General features: G+C 30.7%; 19 protein-coding genes. 15 read left to right on the top strand and 4 right to left on the bottom strand.

The genetic code is table 11. The annotated features are described in order from the left end of the window. Positions 1 to 91: 91 nt before the first annotated feature. On the bottom strand, positions 92 to 1,078 hold the full coding sequence (locus JOD29_RS10050) for a proline dehydrogenase family protein (protein ID WP_124764539.1): 987 nt from the start codon (positions 1,076 to 1,078) through the stop codon (positions 92 to 94). Between the two features lie 265 nt (positions 1,079 to 1,343). Here JOD29_RS10050 and JOD29_RS10045 point away from each other — a divergent pair, with 265 nt between their 5' ends. Beyond that, entirely contained in the window at positions 1,344 to 2,324 is a 981-nt protein-coding gene (locus JOD29_RS10045; RefSeq protein ID WP_124764537.1) for a proline racemase family protein, read from the top strand. A 32-nt stretch (positions 2,325 to 2,356) separates the two neighbouring features. Further along, positions 2,357 to 3,712 carry a branched-chain amino acid transport system II carrier protein gene (brnQ, locus tag JOD29_RS10040; RefSeq protein ID WP_124764535.1) on the top strand — a complete coding sequence of 452 codons (1,356 nt, stop codon included), beginning with the start codon at positions 2,357 to 2,359 and terminating at the stop codon, positions 3,710 to 3,712. 177 nt (positions 3,713 to 3,889) lie between these two features. Here the strand turns inward: brnQ and JOD29_RS10035 are convergent, their stop codons facing one another. Continuing rightward, the gene (locus JOD29_RS10035) at positions 3,890 to 4,342 is read right to left on the bottom strand and encodes a hypothetical protein (protein WP_124764533.1); all 453 of its coding nucleotides are present in this window, start codon (positions 4,340 to 4,342) and stop codon (positions 3,890 to 3,892) included. Between the two features lie 764 nt (positions 4,343 to 5,106). Between JOD29_RS10035 and JOD29_RS10030 the strand changes: the two genes are divergently transcribed. Then, positions 5,107 to 5,709 carry a C40 family peptidase gene (locus tag JOD29_RS10030; RefSeq protein ID WP_124764531.1) on the top strand — a complete coding sequence of 201 codons (603 nt, stop codon included), beginning with the start codon at positions 5,107 to 5,109 and terminating at the stop codon, positions 5,707 to 5,709. A gap of 478 nt (positions 5,710 to 6,187) precedes the next feature. Here the strand turns inward: JOD29_RS10030 and JOD29_RS10025 are convergent, their stop codons facing one another. Next, positions 6,188 to 6,607, bottom strand: a complete 420-nt coding sequence (locus tag JOD29_RS10025) for a hypothetical protein (protein ID WP_124764529.1) — start codon at positions 6,605 to 6,607, stop codon at positions 6,188 to 6,190. A gap of 757 nt (positions 6,608 to 7,364) precedes the next feature. On the opposite strand from JOD29_RS10025, the gene JOD29_RS10020 reads away from it, so the two are divergent. From JOD29_RS10020 to JOD29_RS09985, 8 genes are all read left to right on the top strand, one after another. Then, entirely contained in the window at positions 7,365 to 8,270 is a 906-nt protein-coding gene (locus JOD29_RS10020) for an NAD(P)/FAD-dependent oxidoreductase (RefSeq protein ID WP_124764527.1), read from the top strand. Positions 8,271 to 8,647: 377 nt separating this feature from the next. Continuing rightward, complete coding sequence (locus tag JOD29_RS10015) at positions 8,648 to 8,839, top strand: helix-turn-helix transcriptional regulator (RefSeq protein WP_061184385.1); 192 nt, start codon at positions 8,648 to 8,650, stop codon at positions 8,837 to 8,839. After that, positions 8,832 to 9,413 carry a peptide deformylase gene (gene def, locus JOD29_RS10010; protein WP_061184386.1) on the top strand — a complete coding sequence of 194 codons (582 nt, stop codon included), beginning with the start codon at positions 8,832 to 8,834 and terminating at the stop codon, positions 9,411 to 9,413. Before JOD29_RS10015 ends, def begins: the two co-directional genes overlap by 8 nt. Positions 9,414 to 10,074: 661 nt before the next feature. Then, positions 10,075 to 10,494, top strand: coding sequence for an SMI1/KNR4 family protein (locus JOD29_RS10005; protein WP_124764523.1), 420 nt, complete (start codon positions 10,075 to 10,077; stop codon positions 10,492 to 10,494). A gap of 150 nt (positions 10,495 to 10,644) precedes the next feature. Further along, positions 10,645 to 11,076, top strand: a complete 432-nt coding sequence (locus JOD29_RS10000; protein ID WP_124764521.1) for a DUF4279 domain-containing protein — start codon at positions 10,645 to 10,647, stop codon at positions 11,074 to 11,076. 148 nt (positions 11,077 to 11,224) lie between these two features. Continuing rightward, a complete protein-coding gene (locus tag JOD29_RS09995; protein ID WP_124764519.1) occupies positions 11,225 to 11,707 on the top strand; it encodes a hypothetical protein in 483 nt (160 codons plus the stop codon). A 30-nt stretch (positions 11,708 to 11,737) separates the two neighbouring features. Then, positions 11,738 to 12,124 carry an Imm41 family immunity protein gene (locus JOD29_RS09990; RefSeq protein ID WP_124764517.1) on the top strand — a complete coding sequence of 129 codons (387 nt, stop codon included), beginning with the start codon at positions 11,738 to 11,740 and terminating at the stop codon, positions 12,122 to 12,124. A gap of 177 nt (positions 12,125 to 12,301) precedes the next feature. Continuing rightward, complete coding sequence (locus tag JOD29_RS09985; protein ID WP_124764515.1) at positions 12,302 to 12,826, top strand: hypothetical protein; 525 nt, start codon at positions 12,302 to 12,304, stop codon at positions 12,824 to 12,826. Positions 12,827 to 13,025: 199 nt separating this feature from the next. Here JOD29_RS09985 and JOD29_RS09980 read toward each other — a convergent pair whose 3' ends face one another. Beyond that, positions 13,026 to 13,427: a hypothetical protein gene (locus JOD29_RS09980; RefSeq protein WP_124764513.1), complete on the bottom strand. Its 402-nt coding sequence runs from the start codon at positions 13,425 to 13,427 to the stop codon at positions 13,026 to 13,028. 354 nt (positions 13,428 to 13,781) lie between these two features. Between JOD29_RS09980 and JOD29_RS09975 the strand changes: the two genes are divergently transcribed. From JOD29_RS09975 to JOD29_RS09960, 4 genes are all read left to right on the top strand, one after another. Continuing rightward, entirely contained in the window at positions 13,782 to 13,973 is a 192-nt protein-coding gene (locus JOD29_RS09975; protein ID WP_124764511.1) for a hypothetical protein, read from the top strand. A 266-nt stretch (positions 13,974 to 14,239) separates the two neighbouring features. Continuing rightward, positions 14,240 to 14,515 carry a hypothetical protein gene (locus JOD29_RS09970; RefSeq protein WP_124764509.1) on the top strand — a complete coding sequence of 92 codons (276 nt, stop codon included), beginning with the start codon at positions 14,240 to 14,242 and terminating at the stop codon, positions 14,513 to 14,515. 194 nt (positions 14,516 to 14,709) lie between these two features. Continuing rightward, positions 14,710 to 15,246 (top strand): hypothetical protein, encoded by a 537-nt coding sequence (locus JOD29_RS09965; RefSeq protein ID WP_239585652.1) that lies wholly within the window; start codon positions 14,710 to 14,712, stop codon positions 15,244 to 15,246. 141 nt (positions 15,247 to 15,387) lie between these two features. Further along, the gene (locus JOD29_RS09960) at positions 15,388 to 15,795 is read left to right on the top strand and encodes a hypothetical protein (protein WP_124764507.1); all 408 of its coding nucleotides are present in this window, start codon (positions 15,388 to 15,390) and stop codon (positions 15,793 to 15,795) included. The last annotated feature ends 244 nt before the right edge of the window (positions 15,796 to 16,039 follow it).

Below are 16,039 nucleotides of genomic sequence, written 5' to 3'. Positions count from 1 at the left end.
CATTTAGGTTTTTAAATATAAAAAGTCGATTTGTCTCACATGTTTGTGACAAATCGACTTTTTCATTTTCTATTTACGAAAGGGACTAGCCTTATTGTTTAACTTTTTTAGATTTTTTAGATAAACGACCTATTACAAAACTAGTTGTTGCAAGACCGATAGCTGTATTGGTCTTTTTATTAAATACTTGTTTTGTAACAAGTGATAGGTTTTGTGGGCGTTCCGCAAGTCTTCTCATGAAATAACCATACCAATCTTTACCAAACGGTAAATACGTACAGAAGTTAAAACCTTCTTTTGCAAGATCATATTGCATTTCTTTTCTGAAGCCATAAAGCATCTGGAATTCAAATTTCTCATTAGGGATATTATGCTTTTTAACAAAAGCTTTTACATGATTAATAACTCTATGGTCATGTGTAGCGATTGAAGTAAATTTACCGTTTAGTAGGTGATATTCAATTAATTTTATATAGTTTTTATCAATTTCTGATTTTGTTTGGTAAGCAACATTCTCTGGTTCTTTATAAGCGCCTTTTACAATTCGTAATCTAAAATCTTTGTATTTCTCAATAAGCTCTTCTGATTCAAAAAAGTAAGCTTGAATAACTGTACCAATGTTATCGAATTCTTTGTTGAGCTCTTCAAGTAATTCAAATGAGCTGTGTAGACGAGCGTAATCTTCCATATCAAAGTTCACAAAAATATTATATTGATGAGCAAGAGCAACAATTTCTTTTAAATTTTCTTTACAGAATTCGTATTCAATATCTAATCCCAATTGAGATGGTTTTAGTGAAATGTGTGCATCTAAATTTTCATCATGAATAACTTGAATTACTTCTAAAATTTTATTCTTCGCTTCAATAGCCTCTGATTTCTCATAAACAAATTCACCCAGATTATCTACTGTGCAAGAAATATTTTGTTTATTAAGTTCTTTAATAGATTTAACAGTTTCTTCGATGCTAACTCCTGCTACTACGCTTTGTGCACCCAGTCTAAGACCATATCTTTGAGCTGCGGAATTTAATATACGGTTTTCTGAAAGGTAAATAAAAAAGTCTTTTAATGCCATAGTTTTTCTTCCTCCATTGCAAAAAATTTTCGTTTGATGGCGATTATATCACTTTTTTGAAAAATAAAACTACTAAAATTTTTTGAAAAATATTTTTACATAACAAAATAATCTACAAAACACTTGATATTATTGGTATTTTGAAAAAATAAAAAAATATTATATTAATATTCAGAAAAAAAAGTCTTTTAAAATTCAGAATTATGTTTTATGGTGTATATTATTAATTCCAAATTAACCAAAATATTCTAAGGGAGGCATAAATATGGGGAGTTATAAATACGAAATTAAGACTATTGATACACATACAGTGGGAGAAGTAACTCGTATCGTTGTAGATGGTTTTCCAGAAATCACAGGAAATACGATGATGGAAAAGAAGAGTTTTATTATGGAAAATTATGATCATATAAGAAAGTTGCTAATGAATGAGCCACGTGGTCATAAAGATATGTTCGGTGCAATTATAGTTAAGCCCGCCAATAAACAGTGTGATATCGGTGTAATTTTTATGGATAGTGGATCTTACCTAAATATGTGTGGTCACGGAACAATAGGTACCGTAACAATGTGTTTAAATAGGGGATTGATAGAAAGAAAAGATAGGGTTTTAGTTGACACTCCATCAGGCATTATTGAATGTTTCGTTCATTACAACGGTGAGTACGTTGAATCTGTGGAGTTTAAAAATGTTCCGGCTTTTGTTCTACATAAGGATTTACACCTTGAAGTAGATGGCTTAGGTCCAATTCAATTAGATATTGCCTTCGGAGGAAGTTTCTTTGCAATAGTAAATTCAAACGAGTTGAACATTAAAATCGATTTGAATAATAAGCAAGAAATTATTAAATACGCAAGTCTTATTAGGAAATACATCAATACAAATATTGAAATTAAGCATCCATTCATTGAAGAAATTAAGTCTGTTGATTTGGTAGAGATTTCAGAGAAAATTGCAGACAATCATTTTAAAAATGTTGTTGTTTTCGGGAATGAACAAATTGATCGTTCACCATGTGGAACGGGGACATGTGCAAAAATGGCAACACTTTCACTAGATGAAGGAGAAACAATTATTCAGGAAAGTATTATTGGTTCAAAATTTATAGGAAAGATATTAGATAAAACTAATGTAGGAGATTATGAAGCAATTATTCCAACTATTCAAGGTTCCGCTTGGATTATAGGAGAGCATAAATTTATGCTTCATTCATCAGACATTTATCCAGAAGGGTTTGTCGTTTAATTATTCAAATATAACAAAAAGGGGATTGGGTTATGACGAATAAAATATCTTTCATTCACATTCTATTAATAGGCTTTATGTTATTTGCAATGTTTTTAGGGGCAGGAAATGTAATATTTGCTCCTATGGTGGGTCAACAGGCTGGAATAAATACACCGATTGCAATGGCAGGCTTCTTAATTACAGGGGTTGGATTGGTTTTACTTGCAATAGTCGCTTTAAATAAAGGGGGAGGCACAGTAGAAAATCTAGCAAATAGAGTTTCCCCAAAATTCTCTTTAGTATTTTCTATTTTGCTATTTCTTGCCTTAGGTCCTTTTTATGTAATTCCTCGTACAACATCAGTTGTATATGAAATTGGATTAAGACAATTATTCCCAAGTGGAGCGAATCACATATTGTATTTATTGATTTTCTCTATTATTTTTACAGTACTAACAGTATATTTATCATGGGAAACTTCAAAGTTTGTTGATAGATTAGGAAAGCTAATTACACCTGTATTCACTGCACTTTTAATTATTATTGTAACAAAGTCTATTATCACACCTATGGGTAATGCTCAAGCACCAGTAATAGATGCAGGATATGAAACAAGTATGGCTGCCTTTTTAAAAGGTTTTACGCAAGGTTATTATACAATGGATGTACTGGCTGCATTTGTTTTTGGCGGTATATTCATTAAGTCTATTGAATCATTAAATTTAAAGAGTCAAAAAGAAATATCAAAGGTTTTCTTCCAAGCTGGACTTATTACAGTAATAGGGTTAATTGCTTTACAGGTTTCTATGGCTTGGATTGGAGTATCTAGCGTAGAATCTATAGGGTACATGGCGAATGGTGGCGAAGTTATTGCGTTAGCATCTAAAACATTGTTTGGACAAGTAGGTATTTACTTAATTGGAATTGTTATTTTCCTAACAGGTATTACAACAAATGTAGCCTGTTTAGCAGCAGTAGCTGAATATTTTGCACGTATTCTTCCTAAAATCTCTTATAAAAGATGGTTAATTATTTTTGCTTCTTTAGGTGTAGTATTTACAAACTTTGGACTAACAAAAATATTATCAATGGCATCACCAGTATTAATGTTATTATATCCAATAGCAATTACGTTAATAATCCTTACCTTTACAGATAAATGGTTTAATAGTGCACAAAGCGTTTATGTGGGGGCAATGACAGGGACTTCAGTTGTAGCGATTTTGGATGCACTAAAAGACGCTAAATTTATGGTTGAGGAAATCAATAATACATTTGCATTTATCCCTTTATTTACAGCGGGTGCTGGATGGTTGATTACTGGTTTAATCGGTGCACTTATAGGATACTTCTTCAGAAATCGAGTTAATCATGAAATGCAGGTTGAAGGCGAAGTGTCAAACTAAGCATTTAGTAAATTAAATAGGTGTTAAGTTAAGGCTACTTTACAATGCAATAAATCAGGCATTGTATAAGTAGCTTTTTTATAAACTGAATATCATATCTTATAGTCAAGATGTTCTGACGAGATGGATGGAAGAAGAACGATTAGAAAATTCGCGAAGTAAATGTTGTGTACTATACTAATTTGTTAAATACTGTTTGATAGTGTTGATTTTGCTTGTAATAATCTCTTTTACTTCAATTGCCTCATAGTAATCAAATAAATCAACTGAAGTCATATTCGACTCCGAAAGAGCTACCATATTTAACATGAAATTCTGGATTGTATTTACTGTAAATTGTGTCGCAATCTCTTTCTTTAATAGACTATCAAACATATCTTTCAAATTTGGTCCATGATAAAGCAAAATTTGTTGTGAATAGAGATCGTTAGCATAAAGGATTTCAATTGTCTGATTAGTAACTATACCTTCTTCTATTTCCATTTCGCGTGATGTATCGACTATGATGATGTTATTTTGCAACATTTCCTCAGTGAAAAATATTCGTTCCCCACAAAAACATACATTTCCATTACATTCAATAGTGTGTCCTTCAATCATGTTCATATCTTTAACTTGTATTTTAGTCATGTTAATAACCTCCAACAAATATTTTATATACCACAATTCTATCCAGTCTTTGAAAATATTAATCACGTTAATTCTATTTTATTAAAGTGGGAGACTATTTTATTAATACATCAGAATATATTTTTTTATTAACTCTCTCATTTGAGATAGTATTTTTGTAAACTGGCTCCTATAAAAGGGAGCGTTTTACGAGATTTTTTAACAATTTATATACTAGTGTCAATAACAAGGGGGGTGCCTAAAGAGTGTTTTTGTTTGCCTAATTTCAGCATAATTAGAATGTTATTTGTAACGCGTAGGTATTATAATTTGGTAGTTTAATTGGTAATTAGAGGCGATAGAATGCTTCAAAAGGTGTAATACGAAATTAGGGAGGTCGTAATTTGGGGTTAAAAGAAATTTATTATCTTTTTAAGCTAAATTATTAAAATTAAGTTCATCTAAAAAAATCGAACAAGGAGGAAAACTTCTAAACATATTTTGAATTTTATAATCCTGTGTTGAAATACAGGATTTTTTCTTGTCCAACTTTTTTAAAATGAATGATATTAATATAATGAGTTTGTTCTTTAGATCACAACGAGTATTGTATTAGTTTCACCCTAACTATGTTTTGGGTGATGTAGCATGTAATAGTTTTGTTGTAGTATAGACTTTTTTATTTAACCTTAATGTAATAAAAATGTAATATATTTTTTGGTACTATTTATCTGACAAAGAAATAATTTCACAAAAATATTAAATATAAGAGGTTTAGTTTTATTATGAATAAATTAGTAAAAACTGTAGCATCATTAACTTTATGTACATCCTTATTACTTTCAACGGCATCTGGCGCATCTGCAGCTACATATACCGTGAAAAGCAATGATACATTATCAGGTATAGCAAAACAATATGGTACGACATACACAGAAATTATGAAATTAAATGGATTGAGATCAACCCTCATTAAGGTTGGCCAAAAATTAAAGATTAATGGTACAGCATCTACTACTACAACATCAACAACCAATTCTAAAGTGGTAAGTGTAGCGAAGAATTATCTTGGTGTACCTTACGTATTCGGAGGAACTACAACATCTGGATTTGATTGCTCTGGTTTTGTTTATTATGTATTTAAAAATGCAGGAAAATCAATTAGCCGCAACACAGCAGCAGGCTATTATAATATGGCTAAAAAAGTTACTTCTCCACAGGTTGGGGATCTAGTATTCTTCAGTAATACGTATAAACCAGGTGTTTCTCATGTAGGCATTTATCTAGGTAAGGGTCAAATGATTAGTGCCAGTGGATCAAATGTAAATATTGCATCTGTTCAATCTAGTTACTGGAAATCACACTTTACTAGTTATGGACGTATTTAAGATTTAGGTTCTCTCAGTCTACTGAAAATTTAGGAAGTGTAATGTTAGATTTATTCTTGTCTCTTCTAAAATATAAGTAAATAGAAAATAATTGAACTATACATATTAGTTTTAAATAACGATTCTAAATGAAAGTTTGAAAGGGAAAATCCAGGGAATGCTGTGAGATCAACATTTCGTGAATATCCCTTTACATATTGTCTTTATTATGAAAAGGTATAAACATATCTAAAAGAAGACTTTTGAGATGAAAATCTGTATATAGACTGGTTCAATTTATTAACGGTAAAAATCTACATTTTCAATCGTTTAGAAAAATCCAGTCGCTTTAGTTGAATAACGGATCTACAACAATTGGCGCTTTCCTATAGCAAGGAATAGCGCTTATTCCAATTTCTCTGCCATATTATCGAGTAGAGCTCTCACATAAGAAAAAACCCGATTCCACTAAATCGGAATCGAGTCTATATGGCAAATTTTATTTATTTAATTCCTTATATAATACATATTTTAAAGCAGAAATTTCATCTTCAGACAGTTTACCTTCCATTTCGGATAATAATTCATCTTTATTAATTGAACCGGCTTGCGCTTGTTCCTGAATTTCAAGTAGACGATTAACGCCCACTTTTTTTATTAACACACGTGTCGCTTCTTCCTTAGTTTGGAAGGGAAGAGTATCCGGATTAATAGTTGCTGCTTCGCTTACAATTTGTTGAACTTGCGAATCGTTCTCGATATTAGATTTTAGTTCTACTAGATTTTCGTCATCTAAGGTAGACTCTACTTTTTCGAGTATTTTTTCTGAAGCGATATTTGTCCCAAAATGCCACACAGCATAGCCAGCTGTTCCGAGTAAAACAAGAACAATTGTTGTAATTGTTAAAAACTTTTTCATGAACTCACTCCTGACACTTTGAATATAGCACAACTTCTCAAAAACCACGAAGAAAAGATGTTTACTATAATCGGTTTAATTACAATTATTTGAGAATCCAGAGCACATAATTTTCACCTTAATATAGTTTGATGAGTATCGTAGAAACGTCCATTTTCCATCTGGAGAATTGTTACACAATTGGGCGCCATTCTTAAGGAATAGGCGCTTCTTTTAATATTCTAGAGCCATAATTGTGAAATAAAGTTCAATTGTTAAGTGTTATTCTTATCAATATCAGATTAATTAACTAACAAAATGGTTCAAAAGTTAAAATTTCTGATCCTCGATATTCTACATAATAATTATTTCTTAAGAAGTTGCATATACCGAAGCCCACTCTGGTTAAAAATTTAATATTCCCTTTCACAATAATCACGTCCCAATTTGAGAAGATCAAGCCAATCAATTAAACCTTCTATCACAAATGTGTTGCCCACATACACTTCGCACATTGTGAAGATTTTGAATAGTTGTTATTAAACTGAATAAATCAATATAAAATAGGGTGATTTTAAAAATAACGATAAAGTGATTTTTTTTTATTTGATATAACTTATTTTGAATTCTCAGCTATATCTCCTGTTGACGCTAAACACACCGTAACTCTTTACATATTTAATAGTTGTGTCTAAGGATGAAAATCTAGTATATGGGAAATGTTGTAGTCTTTTGAAAATAACAATACAAAAAAGCAAATCAATACGGAGGTAAAAAAATGAATGTCCTTGATTGTATTATTATTGGTGGAGGTCCTTCTGGGTTAAGTGCTAGCTTAACTTTAAGTAGGGCTAGGAGAAACATTGCATTATTTGACGATGGAACGAATAGGAATAGAGTGACACAAGCGTCAAATGGATTTATTACTCGAGATGGAATAAAACCACAAGCATTTAAAGAGATAGCGTTAAAAGAGTTGGAGAATTACCCGTCCGTATCATATTTTAATGCAACAGTTACTGAAATCATCAAGGATATAGGTAATGAGCGATTTACTGTCAAAACATCTACTAGTGAGGAATTTGTTTCGGAAAAAATAATACTCGCTACCGGTATTCAAGAGATATTTTCTATACCAAGTATAAGAGAGTTTTATGGGAAGAGTTTATTTAGTTGTCCGTATTGTGATGGTTGGGAGCAAAAAGATAAGCCATTAGTAGTTATTGCGGAAAAAGAAGAGCATATTCTGCATTTGACTAAGTTAGTTTATAATTGGTCCCAGGATTTGGTTGTCTTAACGAATGGGGTTCAATTATCTAAAGAAGGTAAAACAGAGTTACAAAAACACAATATCCAAATTATTTCGGAAAAAATAAAAGAATTAATAGGTAATGATGGTTACTTACAAAAAATAGAGTTTGAAACAGGAGAAACTATTATAAGATCGGCTGGATTTGTTGCGCCATCTTATTATCGCCCTAATCAATTTGCAGAGAAGCTTGGCTGTGATATTCATGAAAATGGAGAAGTTATTACAGATGGTGTCGGTAGAACAACACAAAAAAATGTATATATTGCAGGAGAAACAGAAAGATCTAAACCATCCTCTTTAATGATTTCAGCTGCTAAAGGTAATAAAGCTGCGTTTGCAGTAAATACCGATTTAACGATGGAACGCTTTTGATTACGTCGCAACACCTTAGATTCAACTAAATAAGAACTTAACTAATATAAAAAAGGCATAAGCTCCAAAAAATTTGAAGCAGTTACCTTGTTAGAGTTAGTATAAAAATTTACGAAGAACGAATTCTGACTATAGAATTCGTTTTTTCTTATTGTTGTTTAAAAAGGATTAAAGATTTATTGTTGAAGTATTGAAATTACGGCGAAGCATTGTTTATAGACTTATGCCACAATCGGGCCATATTACGGAAGATAGGGTAGGGTCAAATTTGTATAATTTTAATAAGAATGTTAATTAAAATGTCCAATATACTGGACATTTTTTATTATTATTATACAATATATATGTCCAATACTTTAGACAAATGTGGTGATAATTTGAAAAATATAATTAAAGTATTACGAAAAAAATTAGGAATTACACAAGAAACTCTTGCTAAGGAATGTGGAGTGGTAAGACAAACGATTAATTGTATTGAAAATGATAAGTATGACCCTACTCTAGAATTAGCTTTTAAAATTGCAAAAGTTTTAAATAAGAAAGTAGATGAGGTGTTTATTTATGAGTAAATATCATTCAAATTACATGATTACGATGAAAGATATAGTAAAAGAAGGGGCTGAAGTATTACAAATAAAGACGCTCGAAGTTAATACTCCTGTATCTGAGGAAGATAAAGAAGCATTATTATGTATGCTTCAATATTTAAAAAATAGCCAAAACCCAACTATCTCAAGGAAATACAAATTACGTCCTGGTTCAGGATTATCTGCTAATCAAATTGGCCTTGATAAATGTATGTTTGCTGCACTTTTTAAGGATGACAAGAATGAAGATCATGAATATATGTTGATTAACCCAAAAATAATTAGTCATTCTGTTAATATGGTTTATCTACCTGAAGGTGAAGGTTGCCTTTCAGTGGATAGAGAAGTTAAGGGATATGTACCGAGATATGAACGAATTAAGGTAAAAGCGTATGACATAACGGGGAAAGAAGTAGTATACAAATTTAAGGGATATGGTTCAATAGTTATCCAACATGAAATAGATCATTTAAACGGTGTTATGTTTTATGATCGTATGAACAAAGAAAATCCATTTAAACTACCGGATCATGTTCCTGTAGAAAGTTTGTATTAATTGGTTAAAAATACACTAAAATAGGACTCTCATTTCAAGACCTAGGATTTCATTTAGATAAATGATATTTAAGTTCTTCCAGAAAAGGGCGCGTTTCTCTAAGAAATGTGTCTGATTTCATTTAAGTGCCAAATTGATAAGAAACTATATCTCTGGTAATTATAAAAGGAGAAAATTCAGTGAACAAAAAATGGTCTTATATCAAAATGTTGATAATATATTTTTTTCTTACTACTCCGTTAATTTTAATATTTACTTTAGCTTCAATTCCAGAAGCTATAACAATACAACCTACAATATCAAGTAGAATATTTTTTTGGGTGATGTTGCTAGGATTATGGTGGATTTTATATTATTATGTGTATCCAGCATTTAAAGATTTAAAATACAAAACAATAATACTGATTATATCAATAATAGCCAGTACTGTATTTTTTATAATTAGCTTAAGCTACTAACAATATTTTTAGTTAGTTAAATCTAGTGTAATCCAAAGCAATATTCTACAATAGGGCGCTTTTCAGAGGATGAATTTGCGATCTTTTTGCTTTGAAGGGATTTACTTAAACTATCAGTCTAGGTTACTTGAAAAAGGAAATTATTAAGTTGTTTATTTAATTAATATATTAATTAAAGATTTATGGGAAGGAGTCCTATTTTAATGCAGAATGTAAGGAGCTTAATCGAAACAAAGAAACCTGGCGTTAATGAATCGGATATAAAGCTTACAGAGGAAAAGTTAGGTGTTATTTTTCCAGAACAATATAGAGAGCTTTTTAAGTTAGTCAATAATGCCGAGATTGGTGAATGGATTCTCTATCCTATTAAAACCAAAATAAATTCTAAAAAAACCTGGGATGATGTTGTTAGACATAATAAGGAAGTAAGAGATGAAAGAACCTCTGAAGACCTTATACTGATTGGTGATGATGGTTCAGGAGATATACTGTGCTTTAAAAAAAGGAATGGGAAATTGGAAGATACCATTTATCTTTGGTATCAGGAAACTGCAGAATTGGAAGAATATGCACCTAATTTAGAGCAATTTATCATTCGAATTTTTGAAGAATATGATGAGTAATAAGAAAAGAGTTATTAAACTTTACAGTGTTTTAGGGTATAACAATCTTCAATAATCGGGCGCGATTTAAGAGTAGAATCGTGCCCTTTTTTAATTTCAATAAATAAATTTAATATATAGGTTAACACTTACTGGGAGGTGTAATTAAACTTGAATAAGACTCAAGTAAATGTGTATTTCAGCTTATATGGAGATGAATTTCCAATAAAAGAGGTTACGGAAAAGTTAAAAGTAATTCCTACTAAGACTTATAAAAAGGGCGATTTAATTCCAAATCGTTCAAAGATTCGTTATAGAAAAGAAACGAGTTGGGATTTAGGAACAGGCTACCAAAACTCACTTGATGTTAATAAGCAACTCCAAGAAATTTTAGGCAAATTACAAAATAAGACATTAATAATTAACGAAATAAAAGACACTTATTCTTTAGAGTGTAAAATCTTTATTGTTATTAAAATAGAAAATGGAAATACGCCTGCTTTATATATGGATAGAGAAATAATAAAATTTGCTTCAAGTATTGAAGCTGAAATTGATGTAGATCTTTACGCTAATCCTTATGAAAGTGATTTTAAAGAGTAAAAAAGAGCAAACTTTTTTCAACAAACAGGCTCGATTTAAGAGTGTAGAATTGCGCTCTTTCTGCCTTATGGGTAAGTGTAGTGAACAGTTAGTCGAAGATGAAATAATGTATACTAGTTAAGAATAAGGTAGAAATCAGGAGTATTAAATGGAAGAATTAACGTTATTATTATTTGGAGAGAATCTTCCTCCACATCGACATTTACATAAACTTTCAAATAAATTTATCAATATTTTTCTTGGAGAACGTGAAAAAGAAACGTTTAGAGAATCGGATTATTATTTAATTTTTGTTGAGGAACGATACTTAGGTGATAAACAAAGAGAATATATATATAATCCTGCCATCCCTGTACACAAAGATTTTTTACATCAAGTTGAATCTATATATGGAAATTTAAATGCTGAGATGATTCTTTGCACGATGCAACACGAACATCCTACCGTATATATAAATCAAAACGAATATGAAGGTTATTGTTATTATGCGAAAAATACTAATGACAAGATCCTTTTTTTCGAGACGGATATAGATCAATTAAACAAGGTTTTCATTAGAATGCCAAAAGCAGCAAACGCAGAACAAGAGATGCAAAATTGGTTAACAAAATATCTGGTCAAAAGGGTTTAAATACATTAGTAATGCATAAGGATGTGAAATATGAGTATAGCGGTAGAAGTATTAAAAAGTAACTATGAAGGCAAAGAAGGTAGTTTTATTTATTCTTTACACGAAGAATGTAAATTTAATAAGAGTGCTTTTTGGGATTATTACAACAGTATAGTAGATTTAACAAACGAAACTTTACTTCAAGATAGCTTGGATCAAGAATTGTCATTGATGTTGAGTACAACGTATGTTTTTATTATGAGAAGTCTTCTATGGCATTTTCATCCCAAGGATATGTATAAGGTAAAAGGTGTGCCCAAGAATAAATTAAACCTCTATATTGAACGGTTAGAAATTGCATACTTAGGATACTTCAAAGGTGAAGTTTTTAAGGAAGAACTACATGATGAAAATTTAATAAATCCAAAATATAAATGATAATCTTTTCACTAATGTAGGCTTTAGTTGAAGAACGCTCCTCCACAATAGGGCGCGTTTCCATAATAAGAAATGCGTCCTTTTCATTTAAAGGTAATATAATGAAGGAAGACTTTTTTATTCAAATTGTTAAATAATAAATTGATTTATCCTCATAATATTTGAAGAGGTGACGTTATGAACAAAAATAGACTTTTATTATTTTCATTTTTCGTTTTTTCTATCTTTTTAGCCACATCAACTTATGCAAATGAGTATAAATTTGATAGGAACTTTTCGAAGGTAGGATATGAAGAAATTGATGAAGCTCTAGCTAAAAGTGAAGAGCACTTTAAAAGAAATATTGCTCTACCTAATGAAATACCAATTACCTTTACACATAGTTTTGGTAGATTCTCTAATCCAAAGGGTGATGCGAATGATCGCCTTGAAGTTCGATATGTAGATGAAAATGCTGGAGCTAACGACTACAGTATTGAAGTTCGACCTATCGATTATAAGATTCCAATTAGGGAAGAAATGATTGATGAGGAACTCAAATTGAATAATGGCACTTACGCAATTTACAGTACTACTATGAGTATGGGAACTAATAATCTTGTATTTGAGATGAATGAATGGCAGTATATTCTTTCTCTTAATAAAGATGCTACTGATAAAGCGTTAGAATTATTGATAGAGGTTGCAAATTCGATTGATTAAGAATTCTAAAAGGACAAACCGCTTGATATGAGTAACCCGTTCAGTTTAGTGGTACAAACATTCAAAATAACAACCAAATTAACGTATTAAAGAACAATGTAATTAACACTGATATTGGCTATAGTTTTCACAAATTAAATTGCTTAGTTCTGATGAACTAAGCCATTTATCATTATTTCGTTTTCAACGAACGCTAACTTTACTTAAATTCTAATATTTCTAATTGTAATTCATCATTTAGTTTTATATTAACCCATTTTTTTGCTTGTGTAATATCAATTTTGTTAGTGATTTGAGAGTTAGTTCCATCCATATTCTCACTATAAATTAGTTCGATTTCTACATCGATGTTTTGGAAAGTAGGGGTATTAAACCAAAAAATTCCCTGATTTTGAAAGGACTCGTTTTCTTCACTAATTACTTCCTCAGAACCCCAAAATAACCCATCTACATAAAGGGTAAGATTTAAATAACGAATGTTGTCATTATCCCCTATTTCGACTGAAATGCCACTACCATTTTGTTTAGCAGTTTTTTCACTATCAGAACATCCGACTAATGCAAAACTAATTACCATAAATAAAATAAACAATTTTTTCATTATACAATTCCCCCCTTTATAGATATTAATTAAATACTAAAAGTTACTTAGTTGAAATAAACCCCAAAAAGAACAGCTTGTTTATACTATACTATTATTTGGTAAATATTCCTAAGAGTATTCTTGGAAACTTTTTACTCAATAGAAGGCATCTTTAGTGTAATTAACAACTTAATTAGCATGTTTTTGTCACATAACAACAACTATTGTTATCTTGTTAATTCGATTGTTAATTGTCATAGGGCGCCTTTCCAGAGATGGATCTGCGTTTTATTCAGATAAGAACCATATTCATGAATAAAGGAGAAACTGAAATGTAAGTATTTGGTATAATCGTATGGAGGTGATCAATCTATGTTAGTGTTCTTGTTTATTAATATTTATGTAATGCCGATTTTAGCAATTATATTTTGTCTTAATCTTGTTGAAATAATAAAGAAAGTAAAGAAAGAACAACCCACTGCTGTTAACACATTTTGGTTAACAACATCTTTTGTCATAATTGTATGGAGCATTGCTATTGGAACTTTAGCTGGTACATACTAGAACGAATTTAACGAATGCATTACAATAGCTCTCACGAAAAAAACTCAACAATTGGGCGCGAATCTGCAGCGAGAGAATTACGCTCCTTCTTTTTAGGGCCATTTAACGGAATAACACTAATAAATAAAAATGTATAATTATGTTAATGTTGGTGTGAGTTTGTGAAGCAATGTACTTAAACTAACGGTGCAGGTTAATGTAATTAAAAAGGTACTGAAATATGTATGTTAGGATTAGATTATATATATTTTAGGGAGGGGTTTTGTATGGGGGACTTTGCAATTGACGGTTTTATTTGGCAGTTAATCATCGTGCCTATCATTACGATTGTACCAGCACTTATAGTATATTTTAAAACAAAAAAATGGTGGTTAGCACCATTAGTGACACTCATTTTAACAATGATTACAGATATTATTTATTCAGCATTATATCATTCTTCTATTTCTTTAAGTTCTTGGTGCATAGCATTGCCAATAACTGTTACAGCAATTGTTTGGTTGATAAAAGGAATTAAATTCGGTTTTGCCTCAAATCATTAAATATCTTCAACTATTGGGGTGCGTTAGTTGAGGAAACGATCTTCTACAATAGAGCGCATTTCTTGAAAAGGAATTGTGCCTTCTTTTGTTAATAGTAGGGATTGTTAAGGAGTGAACTTAAAATAGTTGTAGTATAGTTTGAGTAGAGTTTGGTTTTATATGGAAAATCTATTTGTGTAAGGGAGTGAAAAAACTTGAAAAAAATAAGTATTACTATTCTTTGTATACTAGTAATGGTTATATTATTTGTTTTCCAACAAAACATGAAAACGAAGGCTGAAGTGAAAGAAGAAGCTTTTGTTTATCGGCTCGTAACGGAAAAGGCAGAGTATAGTGAGAATGAAGCCATAAAAATATATGCGGAACTTGAATATATAGGGGATAAAGAAGAAATTGAAATTTCTCATAGAAATTCCCCATTCTATTTTCCAATCGTTGAAACTACACGAAATTATGAAATCGATTATTTTATGACTCTACCATTGAAAATAACTAAACTTATTAAAGGGAAGCCACTCCGTGAAGAATATTTGGGTAGTGGTGGTTATGGTTCACAGGACGAAAAAGAATACATAGAATTTATGAAACGAATTATGAATAATGAATTTCCAAAGGGTTATTATGTGGTAAATGGACTTGCAGACTTTAATGTTATCGACAACGGGGATACTAAAGAAAAGAAGAATTATGAAATAAATGCACAGATTGAATTTAGGGTTAATAATAATTAAAACTTCTTTTAATTTTTTCGTTATTCCACAAACGGGCGCAGTTCTGGAGCAAGAATTGTGTTTTTTCCTTACGTTATGGATCAGATTGTGGAGGGACCTGGATATTCAGGATAAAGAAAGATAAAAAGAAGGTGATTAGAAATGAGTTTAGCTAGCTATATTGGCTGTAATATTGAAATAGCGCTGAGTGATGAAAATTCAGACGATATAATTATAATTGGTGATTGTTTTGCAGATGTGCATAACTTTAAAAATGTAAAGAATTATCAATTTACTACTCCGTATGTTTATGAAGTATCTAGTCATTGGGGCATTAAGATTTCTGAATATACGACACCAGAAATTTGTGCTGAATCGAAAAAGAAGCTAATAAGATTATGTGAAATTATGGACAGTTACCTTGAAAAAGGGGACTTTTTTGAATTATATAGTTGTTGGGTGGGTGAAGAAGCTGACAATCGAGATGGTGAGTTAGTCGTTCAGATGAATAACTTTAATATTGACCAAATCGAAATACCGGAAAAAATGTTAGTAAGATTTGAAAAATAAAGGTTTCTTCTTTTACTAAACGATTGAAACTTTTCGTTGTTCAATTAAAGGGCGCAATTCTGTCTTAAGAATTGTGCTTTTCTTTTTGTTTGGACCATTTAATGGAGGAAGAATATCAAGAATAATTAATACATAATGCTAGTATGGTGTTTTTGAATTATTGAACTTAAACTATAGGAGCAGGAACGTTTAATAACATTAGTGAATGTTAAAGAATAAAAAAATTAAGTTCGATGGAGTGCAT

The organism is Lysinibacillus composti (genome assembly GCF_016908465.1).
Lineage (GTDB): Bacteria > Bacillota > Bacilli > Bacillales_A > Planococcaceae > Ureibacillus > Ureibacillus composti_A.
This window is presented reverse-complemented; position numbering and strand designations above follow the sequence as displayed.

Coding starts and splice junctions, on each gene's coding strand:
- JOD29_RS10005 (WP_124764523.1), top strand. CDS start 10,075: ATGCAGAATGTAAGGAGCTTAATCGAAACAAAGAAACCTGGCGTTAAT.
- JOD29_RS09970 (WP_124764509.1), top strand. CDS start 14,240: ATGGGGGACTTTGCAATTGACGGTTTTATTTGGCAGTTAATCATCGTG.
- JOD29_RS10035 (WP_124764533.1), bottom strand. CDS start 4,342: ATGACTAAAATACAAGTTAAAGATATGAACATGATTGAAGGACACACT.
- JOD29_RS10045 (WP_124764537.1), top strand. CDS start 1,344: ATGGGGAGTTATAAATACGAAATTAAGACTATTGATACACATACAGTG.
- def (WP_061184386.1), top strand. CDS start 8,832: ATGAGTAAATATCATTCAAATTACATGATTACGATGAAAGATATAGTA.
- JOD29_RS10050 (WP_124764539.1), bottom strand. CDS start 1,078: ATGGCATTAAAAGACTTTTTTATTTACCTTTCAGAAAACCGTATATTA.
- JOD29_RS09985 (WP_124764515.1), top strand. CDS start 12,302: ATGAACAAAAATAGACTTTTATTATTTTCATTTTTCGTTTTTTCTATC.
- JOD29_RS09980 (WP_124764513.1), bottom strand. CDS start 13,427: ATGAAAAAATTGTTTATTTTATTTATGGTAATTAGTTTTGCATTAGTC.
- JOD29_RS09990 (WP_124764517.1), top strand. CDS start 11,738: ATGAGTATAGCGGTAGAAGTATTAAAAAGTAACTATGAAGGCAAAGAA.
- JOD29_RS10025 (WP_124764529.1), bottom strand. CDS start 6,607: ATGAAAAAGTTTTTAACAATTACAACAATTGTTCTTGTTTTACTCGGA.
- JOD29_RS10020 (WP_124764527.1), top strand. CDS start 7,365: ATGAATGTCCTTGATTGTATTATTATTGGTGGAGGTCCTTCTGGGTTA.
- JOD29_RS09960 (WP_124764507.1), top strand. CDS start 15,388: ATGAGTTTAGCTAGCTATATTGGCTGTAATATTGAAATAGCGCTGAGT.
- JOD29_RS09975 (WP_124764511.1), top strand. CDS start 13,782: ATGTTAGTGTTCTTGTTTATTAATATTTATGTAATGCCGATTTTAGCA.
- brnQ (WP_124764535.1), top strand. CDS start 2,357: ATGACGAATAAAATATCTTTCATTCACATTCTATTAATAGGCTTTATG.
- JOD29_RS10030 (WP_124764531.1), top strand. CDS start 5,107: ATGAATAAATTAGTAAAAACTGTAGCATCATTAACTTTATGTACATCC.
- JOD29_RS09995 (WP_124764519.1), top strand. CDS start 11,225: ATGGAAGAATTAACGTTATTATTATTTGGAGAGAATCTTCCTCCACAT.